Below are 26,805 nucleotides of genomic sequence, written 5' to 3'. Positions count from 1 at the left end.
GCAGATCACTTTTCCAGGAGGTCGGGCTGTTGGAGCAGCTCGTCGATTGCGCTCAGAAACAGGGCGCCACGGTGACCGTCGCTGGCGCGGTGGTCGGCCGCGAGTGTCGCGTGCGCAGTGGTGACAACCCGGATTCCCCCGTCGATGACCCGTACGCGTTGGGCGGGCGTCCCGAAGCCGACCAGCGCCACCTGCGGGGGATAGATCACGCCGAAGACCGTGTCGACGCCTTGGTCACCCAGGTTCGTTACCGTGATGGTCGGATCCGACATCTCCGAACTGCGCAACGACCCGGAGCGCGCCCGGGTCACGAGATCGGTTAAGTCGTCCCTCAATTCCTCCAGCTTCTTCTCGGCAACGTCATGAATCGCCGGCGCCACCAGGCCCCCGCCGCGCAGCGAGATGCCGACCCCGACGTGGACGCCCGGCGCGGCTTGAAAGCCGTCGTCCCGCCAGAATCCGTTGAACTCGCCGAATCGCTGCGCAGCGAGTCCGACGGCTTTCAGCAGTAATACGGCGGGCAGCACCCGCTCATCGATCGAACGTTGCGCGTTTCGCGCGGAGAGCCAGGCGAGCGCACCTTCCAACACGATCTCGTCGGCCAGGTAATAGTGGGGAATCTCCCGCTTCGATCGGCTCATCGCGGCCGCGATGGACTTGCGCATCTGCGCCGCACGATCGGCTGATGTTGCCGTGGTGGCCGGCTTCTTCGCGGTGGTCGCGTGTTCCACGTCGGATATCGTGACCGCTCCCTGCGGTCCGGTGCCGCTCACAGCGTCGACATCAACACCGAGTTTTTGGGCGAGCCGGCGCGCGGCGGGCGATATCCAGCGGCGTCGTTGTGGTGCGGCGGGAGAGGTGACGGCCGCGGGCTTCGTCGAGCGAGCGGTCGTCGGTGCCGCACCGGCACCTCTTGCCGGGCGGCGAGGCCGTCGGTGCGGTCGCGCTTCGGCACGCTCGTCGGGTGCCAGCAACGTAGCCATCACCGTACCCACCTGGACGGTTTCACCGACCGCGACAAGCAGCTCGTCAACGGTGCCCTCTTGCCAGCATTCGACCTCAACCGCCGCCTTGGTGGTTTCGACGACGGCCACGATCTGGCCACGCGTCACCTTGTCGCCGGGTTTGACCAACCACTCGTTCAACGTGCCCTCGTCCATGTCCGCGCCGAGGGCCGGCATCTTGAACTCGATCACGGCGATTCCCCGAAGAGACTTTTGACGGCGTCAACGATCCGCGCGGGCTGGGGGAGTGCCGCCTGCTCCAGGTGTTTCGCATACGGTATCGGGACTTCGGCGCTGCACACCCGCGCCACGGGTGCGTCGAGGTCGTAGAAGGCACCCTCCATCACACGAGCCATCACCTCGGCCGCCAAACTGCCTGTGCGCCAGGCTTCGTCGACGACGACGGCACGGTGCGTCTTGCGGATTGATTCCAGGACGGTGTCCTCGTCGAGCGGCCGCAGCACCCGGAGATCCACCACTTCGCAGTCTATCCCGTTCAGTAACAAGTCAACTCGGGCATTGTCATCGTTTTACGGGGCGCGCGAGGCGCGATAGAGACAAAAGTCATCAGTCCTGAGGCGGGGAGCTCAGCCGACCCGCCGCTGAGGACTAAGGACTCTGGCGCCTGGATGTCCTCGCAGCGCAAGGTCGTAGCCAGGCGGAAGGCAGGTGAGAGGGATGACGCACATGGTGGCGGACACCGAGCTGATCGCGGCGGCCGTGGAGCTGGCCTGTCGCGCTCCCTCGCTGCACAATAGTCAGCCTTGGCGGTGGGTTGCGGACGATAAGAGCGTCGATCTGTTCGTCGACCCGCGGCAGACAGTGAGATCGGCAGACAGGTCGGGTCGCGAGGCGCTGATCGGCTGTGGCGCGGCACTGCACCATTTTCAGGTTGCCATGGCCGCTGCCGGATGGACGACGAGTGTCGAACGGTTCCCGAATCCGAATAATCCGGACCACCTCGCGTCCGTCGACTTCACGCCAGTCGATTACGTCCCGCAGGCGCGCCGCGATCGCGCCGACGCGATACGGCGTCGGCGCACGAACCGACTGCCCTTCCGGGCACCGAAACGCTGGGCGTCGTTCGAGCCAGTACTGCGAAGCTCATTCGACAGCGACCTGGTCACCCTCGACGTGCTGAGCGACGACGCGCGGCCACGGCTGGCGGAAGCGGCGCGGCTCGCCGAGGCGTTACGGCGCTATGACGACCTGTATCACTACGAATTGCGTTGGTGGACAGCATCGGTGGAGCGAGCAGAAGGCATACCGCAAAGCGCGCTCGTATCGGAGCCCGATGATCGCAGAGTCGACGTCAACCGTCGCTTTCCTACCGATCCGCTCGATCAAAGCAGCTCGGCAGGTAGCTACGACGAAGCGAAAATTCTGATGTTGTCCACCATGACGGACTCCCACCAAGACGCACTCGACTGCGGGGAGGCTCTTTCGGGGATCCTGCTGGAGTGCACGATGGTCGGACTGGCAACCTGTCCGGTCACACACGTCACGGAGCTGGAAGCAAGCCGTGAGATGATTCGGGATTTCGCAACGGGTCCCGCCGCCATGCCACAGGTGCTGATCAGAGTGGGCATCGAACCGGAAGGCGAGTTGGCTCCCGACCCGACGCCGCGGCGACCCCTGAGCGAAGTGTTGGAGATTCGCTCCTGAACCTTGCGTCCGAAATTTGACAGGATGAATTGCGTTGCATCGCAACAGAATCAGTATTGGCTGCGGCTACGTCGGCTCGGACTTCACCCTGAGGTAGTGCTTCACGCCAGCCAGATCGAAGGTGCGCCGACGGCCGGGGCGCAGCTGTGGTGCGGCCGCGTCCGGGGAAATGATCTCCGGTTGCACCACCTGGTACGTGCGGCCATGAGCCCGGATAGTCGCCCGCCCCGCGGCAAGGACGTTGCGCAACCAATCGACGTTCGTTCCGTACGGCAGGGGAATGACAAAGCCGTCGCCGGTTTGCTCGGTGACGACCGGCGTCGCGTACGGTTTGCTCGAGCGTCGCCCAGTGTGCTCGACGACGGAGGCGTACCAGTATTTGCGGCCTGCCAACCGCAGCATCAGCGGGTTCAGCAATCGCTTGTTGAACACCCGAACGTTGTCAAGCAAGGCCATGATCAGTCCACCTTTCCCCGCTGGTATCTGAGCTGCTGTCCCGGATCGCGGAATAGGGCCTGAAGTCAACACTTCGCAACGCGTGTGCACCCCAGACCAGCCGGTGGCGCTACGCGAGGGACAAGGAATCTCCAAGTGAGTACCAAAGGCTCTCAGGGTGAGTGGAGGCACCAACTAGCGTCTTGTACGAGTCCTCGAAATCGCTCAGTCGCATGGAGTCTGCCATGTTGGATCGGTATCCACCCAAGTCCGTCATCGTCGGCATCGACGGATCGCAGGCCGCGATTCGTGCCGCTCGCTGGGCCGTCCCAGAGGTAGCCGGCACCGATATTCCGCTTCGCCTGATCTATGTCACGCCAGCCTGTTCGACCGAGCATAGTGGGGCGAGGGCGGCGCTGATGGCTTCGGAGGAGGTGGTGCACGGTGCGTGCAGCGCCGTCGACGAAATGGGCGAGTCGTTGAAGCTCGAGGCCGAAATCTTCGACGGACGACCCGTGCCGGCACTGATCGCTGCTTCCCGTTTCGCGACGTTGCTATGTGTGGGGGATAAGGGTGCGGCGCAACATCCGGACGACTGGCTGGGTTCCACGGCAAGAGAATTGGCGCGGTCTGCTCACTGCTCGGTCGCAATCGTTCGAGGAAGCGGCGCGGCGAGGTCCGGTGCCCGTTGCATACTGGCGCGTGTCGACGAGTCGCCCGACGATCTCGATGTTTTGGACTTCGCCGTCGACGAGGCCCTGCGGCGTCAGGCCCCCCTGCGAGTGCTCACCACAGCGCAATCCTCAGGCAGGGGCGGCCACGGTGATCGGACGAACCGTGGGGCTTTGGACGTTCTGTTGCAGCGTCTGCGAAACGATTATCCGGAGGTCGAGATCGGCATCGAGCCGTTGGCGGGTTCGTTTCTCGGTTATGTATGCGCTCACGCCGCGACCACCCAGCTGATCATGATCAGTTCAGCCAGGGCCGGTGAGGTGCAACAGCTGCTCGGCCCCGATGGAGGGCAGGCCTTGCGGGCCAGCGACTGCTCACTGCTCGTCGTCGGCTTGGAGAGGTTGGCCCGCCAGCCATGACAATCATTCGGCGGAGCTAGTTCACCGCAAGTAATCCGCGGTGCCGGCGAGAATGCGGACGGTAGCATCTGGGCGTGTGGGGCTTGGAAGAGGACGAGAAAGGGCCGAGCCTGATGACATCGCCGGGAGCTGAACGCTACCTAAGCGCGACGTTGCTGAATAAGAGCGCGCAAGAACGCCTTTGCGACGTTGACGCGATGTTGGATGCCATCGGCGATTACGCAATCGCCCAACTCGATGTAGACGGCAACGTGGTTCGCTGGTGCCCGGGCGCGCACGCGTTGACGGGATACTCGGCTGCCGACATCCTCGACCGGCCGATGTCGACGTTCTACCTCGAAGAGGACCGCCGGGCGGGGATGCCCGAACGAGAGCTTTCCGCCGCGCGCGAGTCGGGGCGCTTGGAGTTCGAGGGCTGGCGACTGCGCAAGGACGGTCGGCGATTCCGCGCCGGCGTGCTACTAGGTTCGATTCACGCCGAGACTGGCGAAGTCACGGGTTTCACGCAGATATTCCGGGACCTGACCGCCGAGCATCAGCGGGCCGAAACCATGTTTCACGGGCTGTTGGAGTCGGCACCGGACGCGATGGTGATCGTCGCGTCGGACGGTCGCATCATGCTCGCCAATGCCCGGACCGACCAGATGTTCGGCTATTCGCGCGAGGAGTTGATCGGTTGCACGGTCGAGGTCCTCATTCCGCCACAGTTTCGCGGCGATCATGAGCGCCACCGCGCCGATTTTTTTGCCGAGCTCGTGCCGCGGCAGATGGGAGTGGGTCTGCAGCTATGGGGGCAGCGGCGTGACGGCAGCGAGTTTCCGATCGAGGTGAGCCTGAGCCCGTTGCGCACCGACCAGGGCGTGTTGGTTTCGGCAGCAATCCGCGATGTCACCGAGCAGCTGGCGCTTCGGTCGCAGCTTGCCGATGCGCGGGCCGAGACCGAGGTTTTCGCCGAACGCGAGCGCATCGCCGGCGACCTGCAGGATCACGCGCTCCAACGAGTTTTCGCTGTCGGACTGGCGCTGGAAGGCACCATCCCGCGGGCGCGGTCGCCCGAGGTGCAGCAACGCCTGAGCGCGGCGGTGGACGACCTGCACGGGGTCGTGCAGGACTTTCGCAATGCGATCTTCGGTCTGCGCGTCGGACCGAGCGATACTCCCGGCCTGCGTCAGCGTCTCGACGACGTAATCAACGAACTCTCTCAGGATCTCGCCACCACCGTGCAGTACAAGGGCCCCCTGTCGGTTGTCGAACCGGCGTTGGCGGAGCACGCCGAAGCAGTCCTGAAGGAAGCGATTGGGAATGCGGTAAAGCATTCGGGAGCCAGCAGGCTGATCGTGGCGATCGATGTCGCGGACGACCTGCGGATCGACGTCGCCGACAACGGTAGAGGCATCCCGGACCACGTCGTAGGAACCGGCTTGAGCGGCCTGCGCAAACGTGCTGAGGCGGCGGGAGGCACCCTGAGCGTTCGCGCCGACCCGGGCGGTGGCACCCGGCTGCGGTGGACGGTCCCGTTGCCCTAGGCGCGTCCGGCACGCCCTGCCCGCATTGTGACTTTAGGGGACTTCGGCCCTATTCGTCGCCTGACAACGCCGCGAGCATGGAACTGGTTCTTTGGCCGCCGCGCGGTAGGAGTGAAACAGTGGGAGTCCACGACAGGCGGAACCTGCAGTCGCGGATTCCGGAGGCCAGGCAGATAACTCGTGATCAATGGTTCAACCTGCTGAATTCCCTGTGGCCGGATCGGCGCAGGGCCCGCAGTTGGTCACACCCCCGATTCATGTATTCCTTGCCGGCGAAGGAAGCGAAATGAGCGCTACGTCAAGCGGTTCAGTGTTGCTCACGGACGCGGATGTCGATGCACTTGCCTGGCATTTCATGAATTCGGACTACGCCGACGACACTTATGCCGACTGGCCGCTGGATCGACGACTCGACGGCTACCTTCGCCGTCGGGGGCTGCACCGCATCGTGGAAGATGGCGACGCTTATGACCTCCTTCTCGATCGCGTGATGTGCTACATCGGCGTGGTGCGCGACAGCTGAGTCCGCGGTGAGTGGTCCAGCGGTTCCGGGCGCCGTCGCCCGGTGCGCAAGGCAGCTGTTGTCAGTGGCGAGGTGTCAATCGAATCTCGACGCGCGAGTGGTCGAGCGTCAGAGGCAACGGCTGGTGTGGATTGAGTTTGGCGCCCGTCGCCGTTGGGCTGCGCTCGCCTAGTACTGCTGTCAAAACGACGGCGCCGAGCTGCAGCGCAAGGTCGGCTCCGGGACATCCTTGAGGGCCGTGACTGAAGAAGTTCAATGACCACGAGGTGTTAGCGGACCCTTCGGTCCACGCAGTGGGACTGAAGCGGTCGGCCTCGGGCAACCGGCTGGTGTCGCGGTGATTGAAGGTGTTGACGATCATGACGTGGGTGCCTTCGGGCACCGTTGCGCCATCCCACTCAGTGGTCCGGGTGAGCGTTCTCGCCAGTACGGGCGTGCTGGGCCACAGGCGCATTGCTTCGCATAGGCAGCCAACGAGGTAGTCATGGCTGTTGTTTTGATCGATTCCGCTCTGCGCCTTCATCAGGATGTCAGGGTGCGTGGCCAGCAGCGCCAGACAACGCCAGAGGTTGATCGCCAACGTGTCACCCATCGCGAACATCCAGTGAATTACTTGATGGGTCGGATGAGTTACGTCGCTGGCGGGCGCCTCGGCCAGCAGGCCGACCAGGCCGTCTGGGTCTGCGGCTTGCACGTAGCGGTCCAGGGCGGCCAGGAAGATAGTGAACAGCTTGGGGTCGCCCTTGCCGGGCGGGTTGGCCTTACTCATCAGGGTGGCCAGTTGCGCCGAGATTTGCGTGTCGTCGATGGCGTTGTCGCCCAGTATAATCCGGCGTGCAATCCGCTGTAGTGCCGTGTGAAACCGTGGCCAATCGAGGTTGTCGGGGAGCGTCCGGGCTTCCTCGTCGGCGACGGTGTCGCATCGATTCGCGAGCGTCCCGCCGCCAGTGGCGTGCTTCAGCACTACGTCGGCGAATCGACGGCGGTCGGACCAGTGATCGCCCCGGGATATTGTCAGGGCATGCGGCTGAAATTTGCTCATTCCGGAGAGCTTTGGTTCGGGATCGGACGCGAAAGGCTCGGGCGCGTGGGAGAGAACGAAGCGGATCTGATCAGGGCCCAAGACGAGCAGCGTCGGCTTGCCCGCTACGTTCACCCAGACAGGTCCGTCACCGTAGCGGCGATGCAAGGCAGCTAGCAGTCGGTGTGCACGGCGGGCGACACCGAGCTGGTTCAGCGCAGCGGTCACTACGGGCCGGCGACTGAACAGTCCCTCGGCCAGATTGGGCAGTGCCACCAGCGTTGTGAAGCGCAAGCTCTCGAGTGTGGAGGCGTGCGGCAAGACGACTGCGCGGCTCATCAAGTCTCCTAATGTAGATCGCGGCGGTCGTCGTCGTTGCGCGCCGTGCTGACAGCGGCATCAATGTGGCTGAGCAACCTATGTCGTGCAGGCTTGGCTTCAGGAACCGGTAGAAGTGGGTAGACATGAATCGCCCCGGGCTGCTCGTGGTAGGTCATGCGGCCGGTGCCGGTGCCGGTGCCGTCGCGTAGCCGACGGCAGTCGGCGACGAAAATGTCGCGGTCGCCGACATAGAGGTCGATCAGCGGAAGGTTGTGCAACTCACCGAAGATGGGGCTGACTCGGCTGTCCTCCGCGGACAGGTTTCCCGCCCACACCTGGCCGCACTCGCGCAGCCCGGGAACCGCGAGCCACGGGTCGCGCTCTGCGATGGTGTCAATGGCGGGATTAGTGAGTGCGATGTCGAGCCAGGGACTGATCAGAGTCAGGCCTAGGGGTGGGGTAGCGCCGGCGCTGATGATTGATTGGGTAGCTGCCAGCGCCAGCCCTGCTCCCGAGGAGTCGCCGGCCAGGTAGACGGACCCATGCTGTGCGGCCCGGCCCATGACTATCCCAAGGAAGTCGATCGCTTCTTCGGCGCAGTGCTGCGGTGCGAGCCCATAGAGCGGTACGTGCACCGGGCGGCGGGTCGCATCGGCGATAGCGCAGACCAGTTTCCAGTGCGCACGCTGGATTTGGTTGACGTAGGCACCGCCGTGGACGTAGATGACCGACGGCCCACCGACAGAAATGTGCTCGCTGTTCGCGGATTGCACCGTGTGGCAGACGAACCCGTTCACGACGCCGCGGGTCAGCCGGTAGCGAGCTGACGTGACCAGTTGTGGGGGTGGTTCACCGGCACCCTTGGGGCGGTTGAGGTAGGCGCGCGCGCTTTGGGGTGTCGCGTAGGTGCGGGGTCGACGTATCAGCCCCCCGTAGGTAGCGATGGCGTGCATCTGCCAGGACATGAGTCCGCGTTATCGCGCCCGCGCCGTCACCGGGTGACCGCAATCTTGAAGATGGCGCTGGCGATCGTTCCGAATGCGTTGTTGCCGCCGATGAATAGGCGTTTGGTGTCGTAGCCCGCGACGTCTTTCATATTCTGGCCGCCGAAGCGGGCGGCGTGGGCGCCGTCGGGGAGAACGGCCTCCACGCCGAGCAACCCGTGGCGCACGGCCAGGCGTTCGGCACCGCTGGCGGTCGCGATCAGTTCGCCGACGGTGCGCTCCGGGTCAGCGGCGGGGATGGCGGGGCAGGCAACGCCTTGCTCTTCCAGCTTCTGCAAGAGTTCGCCGAGGGTGACCGCGGCGCCGACCGCCAAGTTTAAGTTGCCGGTGTTCACCTCCACCGTGGTGTCGGCACCGTCGACGTGCGCGGCCGAACCCGGATGACGGTCGAGCGCGGCGCGCACCGCAACCTCGAAAGCGGGCAGCACGGGTTCCTCGGGCGAAGCTTCGGGCAGCATGATGCCGGGATTGAAACGCTGCGCGGGATCGAAGACCCGCTTGAGGACGCGCTGGGCGGCGATCTCGGCCGGGGTGAAGCGTTTGGTCATGAATTGGATCTTCTCGGTACCAACACCATGCTCGCCGGTGATGGTGCCACCCAATCTCAGTGCCGCTTCGATGATTTCGTTGTTGGCGGCCTCCAGCGCTGCTGCCGCATCAGGGTTCTCCTTGTCGTAGAACGTGGTCGGGTGCAGGTCACCGTCACCGGCATGCCCGGTCACCGCGATGAACAGCAGCGCATCGGAGTGCCGCTTGGCGGCATCCTGGATTGCCTGCTGCATCTCCGGGATGTGTTGGCGGGGGACGGTGACGTCGCCGATGAAGAAGCCCTGATTTCGCACAGTCGCTGCGCCGCCCGGGCAAAATTAGCGCGCCGGCACCGCCGGCTTCCTCGACGCGCGTGAGGAGTCTAGGAGTTTACGAGGGTCTCGCACGGCGCCCAGTTGGTGTCGGGGTAGGAGCCCTGCAGGCGGATCATGACGGCGTTGAGGGCCCGGGGCGAAATGTAGACACCGTCTCCCTGGGAGAAGGGCTCGGCGAACACCGTCAGCGTCGTCACCATGGCGGCGCTGACTATCAGGAGCGCCGTCAGCGCTGCGGCGGCCAGAGTCGGACTCAAATAGTCCCGTAGCAGTGCAGTGAGCATCGAAGCCAGCGCGAATATGCTGACATACACGAGAATCCACAGCGCGGTGGGAAGATCCCCCTCGGCGACCAGCAGTCGGTGTTGCCCCGCTTTGGACGCATTGATCAGCTGGGAATTGACGATCCCGACGCTGCTCTCTTGCGCTTTCGTCTTCGGCTCGGCGGCGTTCAGATCATCAAATGCGCGTGCCCGCCAGGCGTGGGAGTTTTCCGATCCGGTGAGATCCTGTGTTGACGCGGCGGCCCAGGATTTGGTGGTGACCGATCGCATCAGGCACACGAGATCCCGCCGGATCTTGGCCTGGTCGGCCGGGGCCAGCCCGGCGGTGCCGTCGAACGCCGCGGAGTACGCAAGCGCCTCGTCGGCGACGATCTCCTTGGCGCGGTCATAGTGATTCAGTGAGGCCAGCATCAAGACTCCGAGGAGGAAAGCCGTCGACCCGCTGATAAAACCCACGGCTGGGCCGAGGCCTTCGTTGTTGCCCAGCGGATTCTCGTTGTCGCTGACGCCGCGGCGCACCGCCGCTCGGCGGATCCCGAGTCCCAGCGCCACCGCGACAGCGAAGACCAGGAAAAGCGAAATGAGCGCGGAGCCTAGGGTGACGGTCATCTGTGGGGCCCCGCTTCCGGATCAGGTGCAGGCTTTTATATACCAGCCGGCCGATTCGGGATCCAACTGCACCAGTCGCGCCGTGGCGAGCGCCGAAGCCCAAGTCGCCCTCGCGCTGGAAGCCGCGCGCACTCGCAGGTAACGCCACGGGCTACAACCGGCCCCACTGGCGCTGTGACAACCAGCCGACCAGCGCCGCTGGCCACGCGTGTGCGAGAGCTGACGGACGGCCCACAGCGTTGGGACTTCGGACTCTTTTGACGATTTGGCTGACTTGGTCAGATGGACTTCGCATCGGGCAAGATCGAATTTAGGAGATACCCATGAGTATTCTTGCCGTTCAACGTAAGCCGAGGTCGCTCTTTCCCGAATTCCCTGAGTTGTTCGCCGGATTTCCCGCCCTGGCCGGGCTGCGTCCGGTCTTCGACTCCCGAGTGATGCGGCTCGAGGATGGGCCGGCGGAACGGCACGTTCAGATTCAGTTCGCCAACTGACGGCGATAGCGGTTGTGCGATGACTAGAGCAGCTGATGTTTCCCGGCGTCCGCCGCGGCGCGTGTTTCGCGACCGCCGCGAGGCCGGCCGGGTGCTGGCGAACCTCCTGAGTGCCTACCGCAACAGGCCGGATGTGATTGTCCTGGGCCTGGCGAGGGGTGGCTTACCCGTGGCATGGGAGGTGGCGGCGGCCCTGGGGGCTCCGCTGGATGCCTTTATCGTGCGCAAGCTCGGTGTTCCGGGACATGAGGAATTTGCGGTGGGGGCGTTGGCGAGCGGCGGCCGTGTGGTGGTCAACGATGACGTGATGCGCGGCTTGCGGATCACGCCCGAGCAACTGCGTGCCGTGGCCGAGCGCGAAGGCCGAGAACTGCTCCGGCGCGAGGCGTCGTATCGCGGTGGACGCGCGCCGTTGGACGTGACCGGCAAGACCGTCATTCTGGTCGACGACGGATTAGCTACGGGTGCAAGCATGTTCGCCGCGGTGCAGGCTCTTCGAGAGGCCGATCCCGCCCACATCGCGATTGCGGTGCCGGCGGCCCCGGAATCCACCTGCCGGGAATTTGCCGGACTCGTCGACAACGTGGTCTGTGCGAGCATGCCCACCCCTTTCCTTGCGGTGGGGGAGTCGTTCTGGGATTTCCGACAGGTCACCGACGAGGAGGTGCATCAGCTGCTCGCCACTCCCACCACAGAGGTGGCGGCCCGACCGGCCGGCCGGACCGCGGCTGAGGTGATCGGGAGCGTCGCGATCGATGCCCCGGAGGGTGTCCCGCCGCGCGAGGCGTTGGAAGAGCTGATCGGTGACGCGCGGGTCGTGCTGATCGGCGAGAGTTCGCATGGTACGCACGAGTTCTACGAGGCTCGGGCCACCATCACGAAATGGCTGATCGAGGAGAAGGGGTTTTGCGCCGTTGCCGCGGAGGCGGACTGGCCCGACGCCTATCGGGTGAATCGGTACGTCCGCGGGCACGGAGTAGACGAGAGCGTGAACGACGCGTTGAGCGGCTTCGAGCGCTTTCCGGCCTGGATGTGGCGCAATACCGTTGTCCGTGACTTCGTCGATTGGCTGCGGATACGAAACCGGCGGCAACACTCTGGTGATCAGCCGCAGGCCGGGTTCTATGGATTGGATCTCTACAGCCTGCATCGCTCGATGCAGGAGGTGATCGCCTACCTGGACAAGGTCGACCCCAAGGCTGCGGCGCGGGCCCGGGAACGCTATGCGTGCTTCGACCATGCGTCGGCCGATGATGGTCAAGCGTACGGGTTCTCCGCGGCATTCGGCGCCGGACCATCGTGCGAGCGGCAAGCGATCGAGCAGTTGGTCGAGATCCAGCGCAACGCTTTGGCCTACGCCCGCAGGGACGGACTGCTCGCCGAAGACGAACTGTTCTATGCGGAGCAGAACGCGCAAACGGTTCGCAACGCGGAGGAGTACTACCGTGCCATGTTCAGCGGCCGAGTCACTTCGTGGAATCTGCGCGATCAGCATATGGCGCAAACTCTTGACGCGCTGCTGAAACATTTGGATCGGCATCACGACGTTCCGTCGGCACGAATAGTAGTGTGGGCACACAACTCTCACGTGGGTGATGCGCGGGCAACCGAGGTCTCGTCAGACGGGCAGCTCACGCTCGGCCAACTCGTTCGCCAACGATATGGCGATCAGGCGCGCCTGATCGGGCTCAGCACTTACGCCGGCACCGTCACCGCCGCCAGCGAATGGGGTGGCATCGCCGAGCGGAAGGGCGTTCGTCCAGCGCTCAATGGGAGCATCGAGGAACTCCTCCACGAGACCGGCCGGAAATCTTTCCTGGTCTCGGCGGACCTCAGCCCGGACGCGGCCGACCCGCTCAGCGTCGTTCGCTTGGGACGTGCCATCGGGGTGATCTACCGGCCGGAAACAGAGCGACAAAGTCACTATTTCCACGTCCGGCCCGCGGACCAGTTCGACGCGATGATTCATATCGATCAGACCCGTGCGCTCGAACCCCTAGAGCCTACGAGTCTGTGGATCGTCGGCGAAACACCCGAAACTTACCCGTCCGGGCTATAGCAAGCACGACTGGAGTCGACGCGAAATGCAACCGCCAGCCGGGCCGGGGGATAGCCGAGCGCAGATCGTCACGTTGACCATGAATCCGGCGCTGGACATCACCACGAGCGTCGACGTCGTCCGGACTACTGACAAATTACGCTGCGGCACACCACGTTACGACCCCGGCGGTGGTGGCATCAACGTCGCCCGGGTGGCGCGTGTACTCGGTGGTTCGGTGCTAGCGCTCTTTCCGGCCGGCGGCCCGACCGGTGATCTCCTCATGTCGCTGCTCAATGGCGCGGGTGTGCCTTTTCGGCACGTCGGGATCGCGGCCGCGACGAGGGAAAGCTTCACCGTCAACGAGGACAGCACCGGTGAGCAATACCGTTTTGTCCTTCCCGGGCCGAGCCTGACGCCGGCAGAACAGTCACGTTGCCTAGAACACCTACGGAAGTTGGCGAAATCGGCCCAATTCGTCGTGGCGAGCGGCAGCCTGCCGCCGGGCGTGCCCGCGGACTTTTACCAGCGCGTGGCCGCCATCTGCGGGAGTCTGGGTGCCCGCTTGATCCTGGATACCTCGGGCGGAGGCTTGAAGCACGTGTCGTCCGGGATATATCTGCTCAAAGCAAGCCTGCGTGAGTTGCGGGAATGCGTCGAACTACCGCTGGTTACCGAGGCCGAACAAATCGCCGCCGCGCGCGGCCTGATTGAAAAGGGTTGCGCCGAAGTGGTATTGGTGTCGCTGGGAGCCAACGGGGCGCTACTCGCCACGGAGCGGGCTAGCCAGCGATTTTCGGCCATTCCGACCCTGGGCAGAAGCGGCGTTGGCGCAGGCGATGCCATGGTTTCCGCCATCGTCATAGGGCTTGCCCGCGGTTGGCCGCTGATCAAATCCGTCCGATTGGGCATTGCGGCGGGCGCGGCCATGCTGACGACTCCCGGGACGGCGGTCTGCGAACGAGCGGATGTGGAAAGGCTATTCGCGGTGTCTGGCGAACCCTGTGACCTGACGCGCGGCACCTGAAGGCCCGTTGCGGACACCTGGAATATCGCCCCGCGTCGGGACGAACGACAACCACGGAGGGGCCTTATGGCCCCTTCGAAAACGACGCCTGACTCAATAGCGTTGCCTTCAACCGATCGAATCGATCGGCCGCCGCTTGGCAAGGAGCGCACTGCGATGAGTGAGTTGCCTATCTACCGACCGGTTGTCGTCGGTATAGACGGCTCCAAGGCGGCCATCCATGCCGCGCTCTGGGCGGTCGACGAGGCGGTGCGCCGGGACGTGCCCCTGCGTCTGCTCCACACTGTTGGGCAGGAAAACGGCCACGAAGTAGAACCGGACGCCATGGCCAGCAAGCTCACCGCGGCGCAGACGGCGATCCAGCGGGCAGTCACGGCGATCGAAGCCAAGAACCAGCTGGTGAAAATAGAGACCGAGATAGCCCAGGGGCCGCCGGTCGGATCCTTGATTCGCGCATCGGCGGCAGCATCCCTGGTATGTGTGGGCGCACTCGGTTTGCGTCACTTCGAACCAGGCCGAACAGGTTCCACCGCTGGGGCTTTGGCCGTCTCGGCGCGCTGCCCGGTCGCGATCGTCCGGGGTCACCACGAGCAGCGCCCCGCGCAGCGCGCGGATGACGTTGTCGTGGAAGTGAACGGCTCGCCCGACAACGGCGTTTTGCTGGGTACCGCCATAGAGGAAGCCAGCTTACGCAACGTGGGAGTGCGAGCGGTGGTATGCGCGCCCGCGGCGCCCGGCGGCGACGACACCACGACCGATGGCGATCACCGGGCACGCGCTGATCTCGATCGCCGGCTGGCCCGATGGAGACGGCGTTATCCCGATGTCCGGGTGGAGTCGGTGGTGGCACACGGCAGTCTGCTGGACTATGTGGCTCACAAGCGCCGCGCGACGACGCTCATGGTCGTGGGGGCGCACAGCCGACCGCACCTCGACGAACTGCTCGGACCGCGGGGCAGTGCCATCCTGCGTGACGCCCAGTGCTCGCTGCTCATCGTCAACCAGCAGAATTTGTGAAACCGGACGAACGCGGCGGTGTGGGATATTGACATTGGGCGTGCATCATTCTTTCCAGGAGTGGCCGGTTAGGAAGGACACACGATGGTTAGGGTTTTTCTGGTCGACGATCATGAGGTAGTTCGTCGCGGTCTGGCCGACCTGCTGGCAGCGGACCCGGAACTCGAGGTCATCGGTGATGCGGGCTCGGTGGCCGAGGCGCTGGTGCGCATACCCGCGTTGCAGCCCGATGTCGCGGTGCTTGATGTGCGTCTTCCCGATGGAAACGGAATCGAGTTGTGCCGCGACCTGCTGTCGACCCTTCCCGAACTGCGGTGTCTGATGCTGACGTCGTTTACCTCCGACGAGGCGATGCTCGAGGCGATTCTCGCCGGAGCCAGCGGCTATGTCGTCAAGGACATCAGGGGTATGGAGTTGGCGCAGGCGATAAAAGACGTCGGTGCCGGAAAGTCATTGCTCGACAATCGGGCAGCAGCGGCGTTGATGTCGAAACTGCGCGGCGCCGCTGAGAACAAAGACCCCCTGTCCGGATTGACTGAGCGGGAGCGGACCCTGCTCGCGCTCCTGAGCGAGGGATTGACCAACAGGCAAATCGCCGCTCGCATGTTCCTCGCGGAGAAGACCGTGAAGAACTACGTATCGCGGTTGCTGGCCAAACTCGGCATGGAAAGGCGGACGCAGGCGGCGGTATTCGCCTCGAAGCTGGACCAGCAGCCCCCCCCGCCAAACGTGGACACCTAACCAGGCAGTTGGCCAGCGCAGCGGCGCCGCGCTGCTCGCTGGCGGTTACTTCTTGGGGTGCTGATTCCATGCGATTAAGCTGGTTCGGGTGGCCAGCGACGACAGCACCTCGGCTTTTGCCGGTCTGGGGCAACGCGGGCTCGTCCACAGGATGCATGAGCAACTGGACGAGTTGTTGGCTGCTCGCGACCAAATGGAGCAGCTGCTGCAGGTGATCGTCGAGATCGGTTCGGATCTCGACTTGGACGCGACGCTGCGGCGGATAGTCCGGGCAGCCCGCGATCTGACGTCGGCCCCGTACGGCGCGCTGGCGATCCGCGATTCCGACGGCATGTTGGTCGCGTTTGTCCACGACGGAATCGACGCGGACCTGGCGCACGAGATCGGGCCGCTGCCGGTCGGCAAAGGCGTTCTGAGCCTGTCGCTCCTCGATGCGCCGGCATTGCGCCTGGACGACCTGACGAAGCACCCGGCGGCCGTTGGGTTCCCCGAGCATCATCCGCCGATGCAGGCATTCATCGGTGTCCCGATCACGGTCCGCGGCAAGGTATTTGGCAACCTTTATCTGACCCACGACGAACCGGAGCGTTTGTTCTCGGAATCTGATGAGGTCGCCGCGCGCGCATTGGCGTTCGCGGCCGCAGTTGCGATCGACAACGCCCAAATATTCGAACGCGAGCGTATGTCGGTGAAGTGGATGGACGCCAGCAGGGAAATCACCACCGCCCTGCTGTCCAGTGTCGAGCCAGGTATTCCTCCCCTTCAGTTGATCGCCGAACGTGCTTGTGCCCTAACGGAATCCGAACAAGCGATCGTGCTCGTTCCGCTTGACGCCGATGAACCTATTGACGAAATCGACACGCTGATCGTCTCTGCCGCGGTGGGGATGAACGCCGCTGAGGTGCTGGGCCAGCGGGTTCCAGTCGACGCCTCCACCAGCGGCCAGGTATTTCGGACGGGTGAGCCGTTGATCACCGACGCGCTGCGCTATCCGATACAGGCATTTACCGATGTCGGGCAGCGTTCTGCGATCGTGATGCCGCTACGGACGCGCGATGAAGTCGCCGGCGTGATCGCGCTGGCGCGCGGCGCCGGCCTGCCACCGTTCCACGACAGCTACCTCGACCTGGTGAGCGACTTCGCAACACACGCCGCGATCGCGCTCATGCTCGCCACTGGTCGCGAGCATGCCCGACAGCTGACGCTGGTCGGCGAACGCGAGCGCATCGCCCACGACTTGCACGACCACGTCATCCAGCGGCTGTTTGCCGCCGGCATGGACCTGCAGGGAACAGTCGCTCGGGTACGTTCACCGGAGGTCGCCGACCGGCTCAACCGTACGTTGGACGATCTGCAGACCATCATCGAAGAGATCCGCACCACCATTTTCCAGCTGAAATCCCCACCGGAGCTCGATGGGGACTTTCGGAATCGGATCCAACGTGTGGTGGCCCAGCTGACCGATAACCGCGACATCATCACCACCCTCCGGATGTACGGACCCACGACTGCGGTGAGCGGTGAATTAGCCGACCATGCTGAAGCGGTCACCGCGGAAGCCGTCAGCAATGCTGTTCGCCACTCTGGCGCCTCCCGGCTGAACATCGAAGTCCGAGTGGACGACATGCTCACCGTCGAGATCGTCGACGATGGTGAGGGAATGCCCGTCGACAACGCACGCCGCAGCGGTCTCGCCAACATGTCATACCGGGCCGAACAGGTCGGCGGACGATGCGAGATCATCAGCGCTCCCGGCGACGGTATGCGAGTTCGCTGGACGGCGCCGCTGGCCGATCACTGACCGCGGGCGAAGGTCACCGACCCGGCCCGGTGCGATCCGTGAGCGGCTGTTTGCACGCGATGAGGGTTGCTCGGGACTTGCGCAGCGTTTCGTGCGTCTCTTCCCGAACCGCCCTTGCGCGCACGCAGGTTTCTTGCGCGCTGCGCCGCGTCGCCGCGGCCTGGCCCCGCGTCGAGGCGGCCCGGCCCCGCGTGGCGGCAAACTGGGCCTCGTGGGCCCGTTCTCGGTAGGCCTGCTGCCGGCAGGCCCCGCAGCAGAAGCGCGCGTCGGCACGACCGTAGAACACGGACCCGCAGCTACCGCAGCGAAGCCGATGAGCGGCCATAGCGGTAGATATTACGGCTGTCCGTAACGGCATGCCACGGTGATTGACCGGCCCCGGCACCTCACCGCGCGACCCGGACGCGGCACGGCCTCGGGTCGTACGGGACCAAAGGCGCCGGGACGGGAGTCCAACGGCCCTGCCGGGCGGCCGGGGCCGGCCATAGCGTGATGTGCAGGGCAGCACACCTGGCTGCGAACTCTCGGCGGGCAAGACTTTTGAGGAGTGATGATGAGCGATCAGCCGGCGGAGTTCGCCGCCACGGCTCGATTGCTCGACGGACGACGGATAACCCTGCGCCGCCTCGGGGCCGACGACGCCGACGCGATCTTGGCGCTTCACCAACACCTCAGCGACCGAGATCGGTATTTCCGCTTCTTCACGCTGAACCCGATTGACTTACGTCAGCTCATTACCAAGATGACCGAGCCCGCACAGGGGTGGTACGCCCTGGGCGCATTCGATGGTCACCGGCTGATCGGTGTGGCGAACTACGTCGTCACCCCGGATGATCCCCAGGTTGCGGAAATCGCAGCAACGGTTGCTCATGAGAATCATTCGCTGGGAGCGGGAACGGCATTGCTCGAGCACCTGGCCCGCATCGCCCGCACCGATGAAGTGAAACGGTTTGTGGCCGATGTCCTCTGTGTGAACGACCTCATGCTCAAGGTGCTGGCTGATATCGGGTTGCCCTGCACTTCAACGGATTACGGGACGGTTCGCCACCTGGAGATCGAGCTGCCGGATGGTCTTGACGAAAAGCCGACGATCGCCGAAGCGATCGCTTAGCAAGGGAAGCGCAAATGTCAGAGCACACAACGAAACACGGAATATTGGTCTGCGTCGACGGGTCCGCGTCGTCCGATGCGGCGGTGGCCTGGGCGGCTCATGAGGCCGTGATGCGCCACCTGCCCATCACGTTGATGCACGCCGTTGCTCCCGTGGTCGTCGGCTGGCCGGTTGGGCAAATGTATGTGGAAATGCCGGAGTGGCAGAAGGAAAGCGGTGAACACGTCATCGATCAGGCCCGCAAAACGCTCACTGTGCACCTGGCTGGTTTCCAGCCGCCTGAAATACACACCGAAATGGTCTATTCCAGCGTTGCTCCCGCGCTGATCGAGGCGTCCAAAGATGCGTGGATGATCGTGGCGGGGAGCGAGGGGATGGGAGCGGTGGGGCGGTTGTTGCTCGGCTCGGTCACGTCGGCACTCATACATCATGCGCATTGCCCGGTGGCCGTTATTCGATGTGGTGACAGCGCGCCTCCCGAGCCCGATTCACCGGTGGTGGTCGGCATCGACGGATCGCCGGCCTCCGAGGCGGCCACCGCCCTGGCCTTCGATGAAGCCGCCCGCCGGGGCGTCGAGCTGGTGGCTCTGCATGCCTGGAGTGATGTCGGTGTGTTCCCGATGGTCGGGATGGACTGGCAGGACAGCGAGGCCCGGGGACGGGAGGTCCTCGCCGAACGTCTCGCCGGCTGGCACGAGCAATACCCCGACGTGCCCGTACGGCGTGTGATCTGCTGCGACAAGCCCTCCAAATGGCTGCTGGACGAGTCCAAGGACGCTCAGCTGGTGATCGTTGGAAGCCACGGGCGCGGAGGGTTCACCGGCATGCTTCTTGGCTCGGTCAGCTCGACGGTGGCTCAGGCCGCGACCGTGCCGGTGATCGTCGTTCGCTAGAGGCCCGTCGGTGCAATGGCACATCAGGGCCTTTGGTCCTCCCAGCAGATGGCGTTCGGCTGCCGCGTAGCTTCCTCGCGCTGACTAACGTCGAAAGCTATGACCTACGTGATTGGTGCCGCGTGTGTGGATGTCATGGACAAATCCTGTGTGCAGGAATGCCCTGTCGACTGCATCTACGAGGGCGCTCGAACGCTGTACATCAATCCGGATGAGTGCGTCGATTGTGGTGCTTGCAAGCCGGCTTGCCGTATGGATGCCATTTACTGGGAGGGTGATCTCCCGGACGACCAGGCGCACCACCTGGCAGACAACGCCGCTTTCTTCGATCAACCGCTTCCGGGGCGTGGATGCCGGCTCGGTACACCGGGAGGCGCGAGCACATTAGGCCGAGTCGGGGTCGACACCGCGTTGATCGCGGCGATGCCCGCTGCGTCGGCACCCGGTCACCCCTAACGCCGTCGTCGTGATTAGCGTACGACCAGAACCGAGCATCCGGAGTGGCGGAAGCGCGGCTTGATCGAGCCGACGATACGCGCGACATCTCCGGCGTCGGCGCTGCCCACCACCGCGAGCTGAATGGATTCCTCTGTGCCCGCGATGAATTCGGCGGCCCCGCGCCGAGCGGCGGCCGGTTGCACATGGACCTCGTGGTACTCGGACACCCACCGCCCTAGGCGGTGATCCAACTGGCGGTATGGGATTTCGCCCAACCCCCAACGCCACACCCCCAACGCCAGAATGGGCGCCCCGCGAAGTCGCGCTTCCCGGAATCCCTGCTCGAGCACCGCATCGTTGCCAGAGGACTCGTCGACGACCACGGCGATCGATCCAGATTGAGATTCGTCCGCGTCACGGTTGTGGCGAATGACGGCCACGGGGCAATGAGCTTGCCGCGCAACGGCGTCAGCGGTGGACCCGATGACCCTGCGGGCGAAGTTCCCGATTCCGACCGACCCCATGCAGACCATCGCCGCGTCGTGCGATTCGCTGATCAGAGCATTCATCGGCGATCCATGGACAAGATCGGTCTCGATCTTGACCTGTTCCCCCGTGGCATGAATCGCGGCGCAGGCGCTGCGAAGCGCCGTCTCGCCGTATTCGATATCGAGACTGTCGTCCCCGGCGGCTCCATCGGACCGGCGTTCGGGCAGGACATGAACCAGGCGCAACGGTACGTCGCGGCTAGTCGCTTCGGCCACAGCCCATTTGGCAGCGGTGATGGCTGCGTCGGAACCGTCGATACCCACAACGATCCGTTGCCGCAATTGCGGATGGTTCATCACATCCTCCGATCGAAGGCTTGGCGCACCGGAACGCTCACGACCGGTCCTGCCTTGGACACTATTGCGAGCCGGTGCCATTCGAGCAGGGCCCTTAGACCCCCGCCGGGCGGCACATGGTCACCGGGTGGCTTGCGCGGCAGCGTGGATGCGTGCCCAGGACGGGCCTCAGGGCCACGTATCCGGGGACTAAAGCCTCATGACCGGCCGCCGTCGGATCAATAGCGTCTCAGTTACCGACATCAAAGGGAGGGCGAAATGTCAGAACCCGTCAAGCGCCACGGCGTCGTTGTCGGCGTCGACGGATCATCGGCGTCGAATTTCGCCGTCTGCTGGGCGGCCCATGAAGCGGCGATGCGGAGCATTCCGCTGACACTGGTCCACATGGTGAACACCGCCGTCCCGGTATGGCCGCAGATGCCGCTGACGGTGGACGCCGCGGTGTGGCAGGAGGACGACGGTCAGCGCGTGCTTTACGAGGCGATCAAGATCGCGGAAGACGCCGCCAGGCCTGCCCGCAGTATCGATGTGATCAGTGACCTGAGGCGCTCACCTCCGGTCCCGACGCTGATCGAGTTGTCCGACGAGGCGGAGATGGTGGTCGTCGGCAGCAGTGGCCGCGGCGCCGTGGCCCGTGCTCTGGTTGGTTCGGTCAGCTCCGGCGTGGTCCGGGGCGCCCGGTGCCCGGTGGCGGTCATCCATGACGAAGACCCAGCGAAGCCGTACTCCATTGAAGCTCCGGTTTTGGTAGGAATCGATGGAACGCCGGCGTCGGAGCTCGCGACGGCCGTCGCGTTCGACGAGGCGTCGCGTCGTGGTGTCGAGCTGACCGCGCTGCACGCGTGGAGCGATACCGCGTTGTTCGAGTTGCCCGAGCTGGACTGGCCGGCGGTGAAGGCCGAAGCCGAGCGCAGCCTGGCGGAACGCCTGGCGGGATGGACGGAACGTTACCCCGATGTCATGGTCCGCCGAACCGTGGTCTGCGACCGCCCGGCCCGGGTGCTGATGGAGTTGGCGGAATCCTCTCAGCTCGTCGTCGTGGGCAGCCACGGCCGAGGCGGCATGGTGGGCACCGTACTGGGGTCGGTCAGTAATGCGGTGGTCCACGCGGTCCGTACGCCGGTAATCGTTGCCAGACCGCATCGGCAAGAGCTCAAATCGACTGACGACTAACGCGTCATGAACGACAGATGTTCTGGCACAGGGTTTTCGGTAGTTAGAGGAGAATAGGAATGTCTTCACCCGGCAAGCGTTACGGCATCGTCGTTGGGGTCGATGGGTCGGCAGCGTCGAATGACGCCGTTCTGTGGGCGGCGCGCGATGCCGCTATGCGAAATGTGCCGCTTCAGCTCGTCCACATGTTCAAGACGTTCGTCCCGACGTTTCCCCAGATACCGATGCCGACCGGAGCTCCGATGTGGCAGGAAGACGACGGTCGTCAAGAGCTTGAGCAGGCGGCCAAAGTCGCGCGCGAGGCAGTGCCGACCGGTCACAGGATCGAAATAGCAAGCGAGGTCAGGTATTCGCCCCCGGCGTCGACCTTGATCGAAATTTCTGAGCAGGCGGAGATGATCGTCGTCGGCAGCACCGGACGGGGAGCGGTCGAGCGGGTGCTGCTCGGATCGGTGAGTTCCGCCGTCGTGCGTCGTGCCCAATGCCCGGTCGCGGTGATACACGAGCGTTCTTCCTATACCCCGCCGCCTCAGGATGCCCCGGTGCTGGTCGGTATCGACGGGTCGCCGGCATCGGAGATCGCGACCGGCATCGCGTTCGACGAAGCGTCACGCCGCGGTGTCGAGCTGAGGGCGGTACATGTGTGGAGTGACACGGAGTATTTCGAACTTCCCGAGTACGAATGGAAAACGGTACGGGAGGAAGCAGAACGGAATCTGGCCGAGTCTCTGGCGGGAATGCAGGAACGCTACCCGGACGTTCGGGTAACTCGAGTCATCGCTCGCAACCGACCCGCTCGGCAAATCGTCGAGCAGTCGGAGACGGCCCAGCTGGTCGTCTTGGGCAGCCACGGCCGCGGCTGGGTGACCGGCACGCTGTTGGGTTCTGTCAGCAACGCGGTCGTGCAATCGGTGCGGGTGCCGGTGATCGTCGCGCGTTCCTCGTAAGATCTCGTCGCCATCAGGGAAGGGCTGCCATCATGACGGCTGCGCCGGGGGCAGAACGACTCGCCGAGTCGGTGACGGTTGAAGTGCCGCGCGCTGATCTGCGCGAAACCCACACGGGCGTAGTCGTTCTGGTCGGCGACCGTGCGTACAAGGCGAAGAAACCCGTGCTGACCGATTTCCTCGATTTCAGGACCGTTGAGCAGCGCGAGCGCGCATGCGTGCGGGAGGTCGAGTTGAATAGCCGGCTGTCCCCGGATAGTTATCTTGGCGTAGCGCATTTGACCGGTCCAGACGGCGGCGCCGCCGAACCGGTGATCGTGATGCGGCGCTACCGCGACCAGGACCGGCTGGCGTCTATGGTCTCCCGCGGTTGCGACGACGAAGTGCGCGTGGCGCTGGACGCGGTCGCCCGCCTACTCGCACGCTTTCACGAGAAGGCCGAACGAAGCCGAGAGATCGATACCCAGGGCAAACTCCGCGCGGTCGATGGACGGTGGCGGGAGAACCTGTTGGAAATGAACTGGCACGCCGGCAGATCCGTGCTGGAGGTCACCTTCGATTCGCTGGCACGTATTCAACGCCTCGCCAGCGAATTCACCTCGGGCCGTGCCCCCTTGTTCGGCCGCCGGGTCAAAACGGGTTGCATAGTCGACGGCCACGCGGATCTGCTTGCCGACGACATCTTTTTTCGGAATGGCAAGCTCGCCGTGCTCGATTGTCTCGAGTTCGATGACAAACTTCGCTATGTCGATCGCATCGATGACGCCGCCTGCCTGGCGATGGACTTGGAATTCCTGGGCCGCAAGGACCTTGGCGACTATTTTCTTCAGCGCTACGCCGAGCACTCGGGTGACGACGCGCCGTCGTCGCTGCGCAACTTCTACATCGCCTACCGAGCGGTGGTGCGGGCCAAAGTAGGGTGCGTGCGCCTGTCGCAGGGCAAATTCGACGCGGCCGAAGGCGTGGCTCGCCATCTGACCATTGCGGCCCAGCATTTGGAGCAGGGCAGCGTACGTCTTGCGTTGGTCGGCGGAAATCCAGGGACCGGGAAGTCAACGCTCGCCGGAGCGCTGGCGGAACGAGTGGGCGCGCAGGTGATTTCGACCGACGACGTGCGGCACGAACTACGGGAGTCGCAGGTCATCACCGGCGAATCGGGCGCGCTCGAAGCAGGGCTCTACAGCGCCAGGAACACAAGAGCCGTCTACGACACGGTCCTGGGGCGGGCTCGCGAGCTATTGGGCAATGGGCAATCCGTCATCCTCGACGGCACGTGGCGCGATCCGCATCTTCGTGCGAGCGCTCGTCAACTGGCGACGGAGACGCTTTCGGCGCTGGTGGAGCTGAGGTGTGTGGCCACGCCCGATGTGGCAGCCGACAGAATAGCGACGCGGCGGCCGGGCGCCTCGGAAGTGACGCCGGCCATCGCGGCGGCGCTGGCGTGTCGCGACAGTGATTGGGACACCGCGCATGTGGTGGATACCTCTCGGCTGCTTGAGCACTCTGCCGAGACGGCGCAGGAGGTCTGGCGCCGATCAATCTACGCCCCCGGTCTGCGTTGAATGAATCGGTGTATTGAGAGGAACGGAAGTGATGACGAAAGCCATTGCCAGCGATTATGTCTCAGATATCTCGGGGTTACGCCTCGATGACGCCGAAGAGGCCGGCGGTAAGGGCGCCAATATGGGCGAGCTGGTGGCTGCCGGCTTCCCGGTTCCGCCGGGCTTTGTGTTGTTGCGGTCCAGCTACCTGGTTTCGATGCAGGCGGGGGGAGTGGAGCTCGAACTTGCTGCCTTGCACCACGAGGCACTGACGCAGGTCGATGATGCTGCCCGGCTTGCTGAGCTGTGTCGGCGAATGCAGGACTTGGTCGTCAAGGCCGGCGTGAGCGAGGACGTTCGCACAAAGCTGCTCGACTCGTATCGTGGGCTCGGATCGAACTGCGTTGTAGCGGTGCGCTCTTCGGCAACCGGAGAGGACGGTCGTGATGCATCGTTTGCCGGGATGAACCAGACATTGACGAATGTGGCGGGCGAAGCCGCGCTCGTCGACGCCGTGATAGCCTGCTGGGCATCGCTTTTCAGCCCACGGGTCGTTACATATCGTGCCAGTCGTGGATTCGAGGCGGACCCGGCGATGGCTGTGGTCGTCCAGCAGATGATCGATTCCGAGAAGTCCGGCGTGGCGTTCACCACCGATCCCAGCACGGGGGTGTCGAGCCATATAGTCATCGAGGCTGCGCTGGGCCTCGGTGAGGTTGTGGTCTCCGGGAAGGTTCAGCCCGACACCTACCTGGTGGACAAGGAGTCGCTGAAAGTGCTCGATGCCAAGACCGGTTACCAGGCTTTCAAGATCGAGCGTGGTCCGGACGGCCACGACGCGGTCGTGGACTTGGACCCCGCGCAGGCGCAGGCGCGTGTTCTCGACGTTGCGTCGGTGCGCCGCGTCGCCGAACTGGCAAAGGCCGTTGAGGCGCACCACGGTTGTCCGCAGGACGTCGAGTGGGCGATCACCGGCGGGAAGGCTTGGCTGGTGCAGGCAAGGCCTATCACGACGTTGCACACCTCCACGCCATCCGACGGCGCGGAATCTGGAAGCGTCTTGGTACGCGGGTTGCCTGCGGCGCCGGGTATCGCCTCTGGGCGCGTGCGAGTCCTGCGCACTCCGTCGGAGGGCGGCCAATTGGCCGACGGTGAGATTTTGGTAGCCCCCATGACCAATCCGGATTGGCTCCCGGCCATTCGCCGCGCTGCGGCCCTGGTTACCGAGACGGGCGGCATGACGTGCCACGCGGCCATCGTCGCGCGTGAGCTGAAGGTTCCATGTGTCGTCGGTGCGCGCGATGTGACGACGATTCTGCAGGACGGCCAGACGGTTACCGTCGATGGCGGTCACGGCAGCGTCGTCGCCGGGAGTGCCAAGCCGGAGTTGCGGGCCGCGACGATCGAGCCGCCCGCGACGGCGAACATCGGCGAAACAACCGGAACCAAGATCTACGTCAACCTGGCCATGCCGGACTCGGCCGAGTCGGTCGCTGCCCAGGACGTCGACGGCGTTGGATTGCTGCGTGCCGAGTTCATGCTCACCCAAGCACTTTCGGGCAGGCATCCCCGCGACTTGGTCGCGCACGGCGAACAGTCCGATCTGGTCGATGCCATGGTGGCATCCATCGGCCGCATCGCCTCCGCCTTCGGAACCCGGCCGGTCATCTACCGCGCGACCGACTTTCGTAGCAACGAGTTCCGCGGCCTGCGCGGCGGTGACCTTTACGAGCCGGTCGAGCACAACCCGATGATCGGCTACCGCGGCTGCTATCGATACATCAAGGAGCCCCAACTGTTCGACCTCGAGTTGCAAGCGCTGGCTCGGGTACGGGAACGTAACCCCAATGTGCACCTGATGATTCCGTTCGTGCGAACGCGATGGGAATTGGAGGCATGTTTGTCGCTGGTCGACGCGAGCCCGCTCGGCGGGCAGCGCGGTTTGCATCGCTGGGTGATGGCCGAGGTCCCATCCGTGATGTATTGGCTTCCCGAGTACATCGGGTTGGGTATCGACGGAGTGTCGATTGGGAGCAACGATCTCACCCAATTGATGTTGGGAGTCGACCGTGATTCCGACATCTGCGCTGAGTTGTTCGACGAATCCGATGGCGCTGTGCTCGATGCCATAGGCCGCATCGTCGCCATTGCGCGAAAGCACGGCATCACGTCGTCGTTGTGTGGCCAGGCGCCCTCGACCAACCCGGCGTTCGCCGAACACCTGGTTCGGATGGGAATCACCTCGATCTCGGTCAATCCGGACGCCGCCGCGGTCGCTCGCCGCATCGTGGCCGCCGCGGAACGCCGGCTATTGCTCGAATCCGCGCGGAACTCCTAATTGCCCAGCCATTCGGCGGATTGGACGCCTGGGTGCGCGCCGAGGGCCTGAGTTG

Annotated in this window: 24 protein-coding genes and 1 pseudogene; 17 read left to right on the top strand and 8 right to left on the bottom strand. The window is 64.4% G+C overall.

The window, feature by feature from the left end:
• Positions 1 to 5: 5 nt before the first annotated feature.
• Together MSG_RS13970 and MSG_RS13965 are read right to left on the bottom strand one after the other, a co-directional pair.
• Positions 6 to 1,196 carry a dihydrolipoamide acetyltransferase family protein gene (locus MSG_RS13970; protein WP_096440456.1) on the bottom strand — a complete coding sequence of 397 codons (1,191 nt, stop codon included), beginning with the start codon at positions 1,194 to 1,196 and terminating at the stop codon, positions 6 to 8.
• A pseudogene (locus MSG_RS13965) lies at positions 1,193 to 1,510 on the bottom strand (transketolase C-terminal domain-containing protein); the annotation flags it as partial. The pseudogene MSG_RS13965 and the gene MSG_RS13970, both read right to left, overlap by 4 nt.
• Before the next feature lie 172 nt (positions 1,511 to 1,682).
• On the opposite strand from MSG_RS13965, the gene MSG_RS13960 reads away from it, so the two are divergent.
• Complete coding sequence (locus tag MSG_RS13960; protein WP_096440454.1) at positions 1,683 to 2,669, top strand: Acg family FMN-binding oxidoreductase; 987 nt, start codon at positions 1,683 to 1,685, stop codon at positions 2,667 to 2,669.
• Positions 2,670 to 2,735: 66 nt separating this feature from the next.
• On the opposite strand, the gene MSG_RS13955 is transcribed toward MSG_RS13960, so the two are convergent.
• Complete coding sequence (locus tag MSG_RS13955; protein ID WP_096440452.1) at positions 2,736 to 3,125, bottom strand: nitroreductase family deazaflavin-dependent oxidoreductase; 390 nt, start codon at positions 3,123 to 3,125, stop codon at positions 2,736 to 2,738.
• Between the two features lie 212 nt (positions 3,126 to 3,337).
• On the opposite strand from MSG_RS13955, the gene MSG_RS13950 reads away from it, so the two are divergent.
• The 3 genes from MSG_RS13950 (at position 3,338) to MSG_RS13940 (ending at position 6,244) form a co-directional block, all read left to right on the top strand.
• Positions 3,338 to 4,195, top strand: a complete 858-nt coding sequence (locus MSG_RS13950; protein WP_096440450.1) for a universal stress protein — start codon at positions 3,338 to 3,340, stop codon at positions 4,193 to 4,195.
• 74 nt (positions 4,196 to 4,269) lie between these two features.
• Positions 4,270 to 5,721, top strand: coding sequence for a PAS domain-containing sensor histidine kinase (locus MSG_RS13945; protein WP_232011025.1), 1,452 nt, complete (start codon positions 4,270 to 4,272; stop codon positions 5,719 to 5,721).
• Between the two features lie 187 nt (positions 5,722 to 5,908).
• The gene (locus MSG_RS13940) at positions 5,909 to 6,244 is read left to right on the top strand and encodes a hypothetical protein (RefSeq protein WP_308737787.1); all 336 of its coding nucleotides are present in this window, start codon (positions 5,909 to 5,911) and stop codon (positions 6,242 to 6,244) included.
• A gap of 61 nt (positions 6,245 to 6,305) precedes the next feature.
• Here MSG_RS13940 and MSG_RS13935 read toward each other — a convergent pair whose 3' ends face one another.
• The 4 genes from MSG_RS13935 to MSG_RS13920 all read right to left on the bottom strand — a co-directional run bounded on the left by MSG_RS13935 (position 6,306) and on the right by MSG_RS13920 (position 10,289).
• Positions 6,306 to 7,604, bottom strand: coding sequence for a cytochrome P450 (locus tag MSG_RS13935; protein WP_096440448.1), 1,299 nt, complete (start codon positions 7,602 to 7,604; stop codon positions 6,306 to 6,308).
• An 8-nt stretch (positions 7,605 to 7,612) separates the two neighbouring features.
• Positions 7,613 to 8,551 (bottom strand): alpha/beta hydrolase fold domain-containing protein, encoded by a 939-nt coding sequence (locus MSG_RS13930; protein WP_096440446.1) that lies wholly within the window; start codon positions 8,549 to 8,551, stop codon positions 7,613 to 7,615.
• A 26-nt stretch (positions 8,552 to 8,577) separates the two neighbouring features.
• Positions 8,578 to 9,432, bottom strand: a complete 855-nt coding sequence (locus tag MSG_RS13925; protein ID WP_308737786.1) for an FAD-binding oxidoreductase — start codon at positions 9,430 to 9,432, stop codon at positions 8,578 to 8,580.
• A gap of 68 nt (positions 9,433 to 9,500) precedes the next feature.
• The gene (locus MSG_RS13920) at positions 9,501 to 10,289 is read right to left on the bottom strand and encodes a bestrophin-like domain (RefSeq protein ID WP_162899211.1); all 789 of its coding nucleotides are present in this window, start codon (positions 10,287 to 10,289) and stop codon (positions 9,501 to 9,503) included.
• Positions 10,290 to 10,669: 380 nt separating this feature from the next.
• Between MSG_RS13920 and MSG_RS13915 the strand changes: the two genes are divergently transcribed.
• From MSG_RS13915 to fdxA, 9 genes are all read left to right on the top strand, one after another.
• Positions 10,670 to 10,840, top strand: a complete 171-nt coding sequence (locus tag MSG_RS13915; RefSeq protein ID WP_373421195.1) for a hypothetical protein — start codon at positions 10,670 to 10,672, stop codon at positions 10,838 to 10,840.
• A 19-nt stretch (positions 10,841 to 10,859) separates the two neighbouring features.
• On the top strand, positions 10,860 to 12,899 hold the full coding sequence (locus MSG_RS13910) for an erythromycin esterase family protein (protein ID WP_096440442.1): 2,040 nt from the start codon (positions 10,860 to 10,862) through the stop codon (positions 12,897 to 12,899).
• Positions 12,900 to 12,924: 25 nt separating this feature from the next.
• The gene (locus MSG_RS13905; RefSeq protein ID WP_181159226.1) at positions 12,925 to 13,905 is read left to right on the top strand and encodes a 1-phosphofructokinase family hexose kinase; all 981 of its coding nucleotides are present in this window, start codon (positions 12,925 to 12,927) and stop codon (positions 13,903 to 13,905) included.
• 66 nt (positions 13,906 to 13,971) lie between these two features.
• Entirely contained in the window at positions 13,972 to 14,922 is a 951-nt protein-coding gene (locus tag MSG_RS13900; RefSeq protein ID WP_232011024.1) for a universal stress protein, read from the top strand.
• Positions 14,923 to 15,006: 84 nt separating this feature from the next.
• On the top strand, positions 15,007 to 15,663 hold the full coding sequence (gene dosR / locus MSG_RS13895) for a hypoxia response regulator transcription factor DosR/DevR (RefSeq protein ID WP_096440436.1): 657 nt from the start codon (positions 15,007 to 15,009) through the stop codon (positions 15,661 to 15,663).
• A 151-nt stretch (positions 15,664 to 15,814) separates the two neighbouring features.
• Entirely contained in the window at positions 15,815 to 17,464 is a 1,650-nt protein-coding gene (locus tag MSG_RS13890) for a GAF domain-containing sensor histidine kinase (RefSeq protein ID WP_096444490.1), read from the top strand.
• 553 nt (positions 17,465 to 18,017) lie between these two features.
• Positions 18,018 to 18,575 (top strand): GNAT family N-acetyltransferase, encoded by a 558-nt coding sequence (locus MSG_RS13880; protein WP_162899210.1) that lies wholly within the window; start codon positions 18,018 to 18,020, stop codon positions 18,573 to 18,575.
• 14 nt (positions 18,576 to 18,589) lie between these two features.
• A complete protein-coding gene (locus tag MSG_RS13875) occupies positions 18,590 to 19,468 on the top strand; it encodes a universal stress protein (RefSeq protein WP_096440430.1) in 879 nt (292 codons plus the stop codon).
• A 99-nt stretch (positions 19,469 to 19,567) separates the two neighbouring features.
• Positions 19,568 to 19,924: a ferredoxin gene (gene fdxA, locus MSG_RS13870; RefSeq protein ID WP_096440428.1), complete on the top strand. Its 357-nt coding sequence runs from the start codon at positions 19,568 to 19,570 to the stop codon at positions 19,922 to 19,924.
• 14 nt (positions 19,925 to 19,938) lie between these two features.
• Here fdxA and MSG_RS13865 read toward each other — a convergent pair whose 3' ends face one another.
• Positions 19,939 to 20,751, bottom strand: coding sequence for a universal stress protein (locus MSG_RS13865; RefSeq protein ID WP_096440426.1), 813 nt, complete (start codon positions 20,749 to 20,751; stop codon positions 19,939 to 19,941).
• A 258-nt stretch (positions 20,752 to 21,009) separates the two neighbouring features.
• On the opposite strand from MSG_RS13865, the gene MSG_RS13860 reads away from it, so the two are divergent.
• The 4 genes from MSG_RS13860 to ppsA are packed head-to-tail and all read left to right on the top strand — an operon-like array spanning position 21,010 to position 26,750.
• Entirely contained in the window at positions 21,010 to 21,924 is a 915-nt protein-coding gene (locus MSG_RS13860; protein ID WP_096440424.1) for a universal stress protein, read from the top strand.
• A 59-nt stretch (positions 21,925 to 21,983) separates the two neighbouring features.
• On the top strand, positions 21,984 to 22,871 hold the full coding sequence (locus tag MSG_RS13855) for a universal stress protein (RefSeq protein ID WP_096440422.1): 888 nt from the start codon (positions 21,984 to 21,986) through the stop codon (positions 22,869 to 22,871).
• A 32-nt stretch (positions 22,872 to 22,903) separates the two neighbouring features.
• Positions 22,904 to 24,433, top strand: a complete 1,530-nt coding sequence (locus tag MSG_RS13850; RefSeq protein ID WP_096440420.1) for a bifunctional aminoglycoside phosphotransferase/ATP-binding protein — start codon at positions 22,904 to 22,906, stop codon at positions 24,431 to 24,433.
• Between the two features lie 31 nt (positions 24,434 to 24,464).
• On the top strand, positions 24,465 to 26,750 hold the full coding sequence (gene ppsA, locus MSG_RS13845) for a phosphoenolpyruvate synthase (RefSeq protein WP_096440418.1): 2,286 nt from the start codon (positions 24,465 to 24,467) through the stop codon (positions 26,748 to 26,750).
• Positions 26,751 to 26,805 lie beyond the last annotated feature (55 nt).

The sequence above is a fragment of the Mycobacterium shigaense genome, assembly GCF_002356315.1.
GTDB classification, from domain to species: Bacteria; Actinomycetota; Actinomycetes; order Mycobacteriales; family Mycobacteriaceae; genus Mycobacterium; species Mycobacterium shigaense.
This window is presented reverse-complemented; position numbering and strand designations above follow the sequence as displayed.

What these genes read in the sequence shown, in the direction of transcription:
- MSG_RS13890 (WP_096444490.1), top strand. Translation starts at nt 15,815, where the DNA reads ATGCATGAGCAACTGGACGAGTTGTTGGCTGCTCGCGACCAAATGGAG.
- dosR (WP_096440436.1), top strand. Translation starts at nt 15,007, where the DNA reads ATGGTTAGGGTTTTTCTGGTCGACGATCATGAGGTAGTTCGTCGCGGT.
- MSG_RS13915 (WP_373421195.1), top strand. Translation starts at nt 10,670, where the DNA reads ATGAGTATTCTTGCCGTTCAACGTAAGCCGAGGTCGCTCTTTCCCGAA.
- ppsA (WP_096440418.1), top strand. Translation starts at nt 24,465, where the DNA reads ATGACGAAAGCCATTGCCAGCGATTATGTCTCAGATATCTCGGGGTTA.
- MSG_RS13855 (WP_096440422.1), top strand. Translation starts at nt 21,984, where the DNA reads ATGTCTTCACCCGGCAAGCGTTACGGCATCGTCGTTGGGGTCGATGGG.
- MSG_RS13900 (WP_232011024.1), top strand. Translation starts at nt 13,972, where the DNA reads ATGGCCCCTTCGAAAACGACGCCTGACTCAATAGCGTTGCCTTCAACC.
- MSG_RS13880 (WP_162899210.1), top strand. Translation starts at nt 18,018, where the DNA reads ATGAGCGATCAGCCGGCGGAGTTCGCCGCCACGGCTCGATTGCTCGAC.
- MSG_RS13960 (WP_096440454.1), top strand. Translation starts at nt 1,683, where the DNA reads ATGACGCACATGGTGGCGGACACCGAGCTGATCGCGGCGGCCGTGGAG.
- MSG_RS13955 (WP_096440452.1), bottom strand. Translation starts at nt 3,125, where the DNA reads ATGGCCTTGCTTGACAACGTTCGGGTGTTCAACAAGCGATTGCTGAAC.
- MSG_RS13935 (WP_096440448.1), bottom strand. Translation starts at nt 7,604, where the DNA reads ATGAGCCGCGCAGTCGTCTTGCCGCACGCCTCCACACTCGAGAGCTTG.
- MSG_RS13905 (WP_181159226.1), top strand. Translation starts at nt 12,925, where the DNA reads ATGCAACCGCCAGCCGGGCCGGGGGATAGCCGAGCGCAGATCGTCACG.
- MSG_RS13865 (WP_096440426.1), bottom strand. Translation starts at nt 20,751, where the DNA reads ATGAACCATCCGCAATTGCGGCAACGGATCGTTGTGGGTATCGACGGT.
- MSG_RS13930 (WP_096440446.1), bottom strand. Translation starts at nt 8,551, where the DNA reads ATGTCCTGGCAGATGCACGCCATCGCTACCTACGGGGGGCTGATACGT.
- MSG_RS13860 (WP_096440424.1), top strand. Translation starts at nt 21,010, where the DNA reads ATGTCAGAACCCGTCAAGCGCCACGGCGTCGTTGTCGGCGTCGACGGA.
- MSG_RS13910 (WP_096440442.1), top strand. Translation starts at nt 10,860, where the DNA reads ATGACTAGAGCAGCTGATGTTTCCCGGCGTCCGCCGCGGCGCGTGTTT.
- MSG_RS13950 (WP_096440450.1), top strand. Translation starts at nt 3,338, where the DNA reads ATGGAGTCTGCCATGTTGGATCGGTATCCACCCAAGTCCGTCATCGTC.
- fdxA (WP_096440428.1), top strand. Translation starts at nt 19,568, where the DNA reads ATGACCTACGTGATTGGTGCCGCGTGTGTGGATGTCATGGACAAATCC.
- MSG_RS13850 (WP_096440420.1), top strand. Translation starts at nt 22,904, where the DNA reads ATGACGGCTGCGCCGGGGGCAGAACGACTCGCCGAGTCGGTGACGGTT.
- MSG_RS13940 (WP_308737787.1), top strand. Translation starts at nt 5,909, where the DNA reads ATGGTTCAACCTGCTGAATTCCCTGTGGCCGGATCGGCGCAGGGCCCG.
- MSG_RS13875 (WP_096440430.1), top strand. Translation starts at nt 18,590, where the DNA reads ATGTCAGAGCACACAACGAAACACGGAATATTGGTCTGCGTCGACGGG.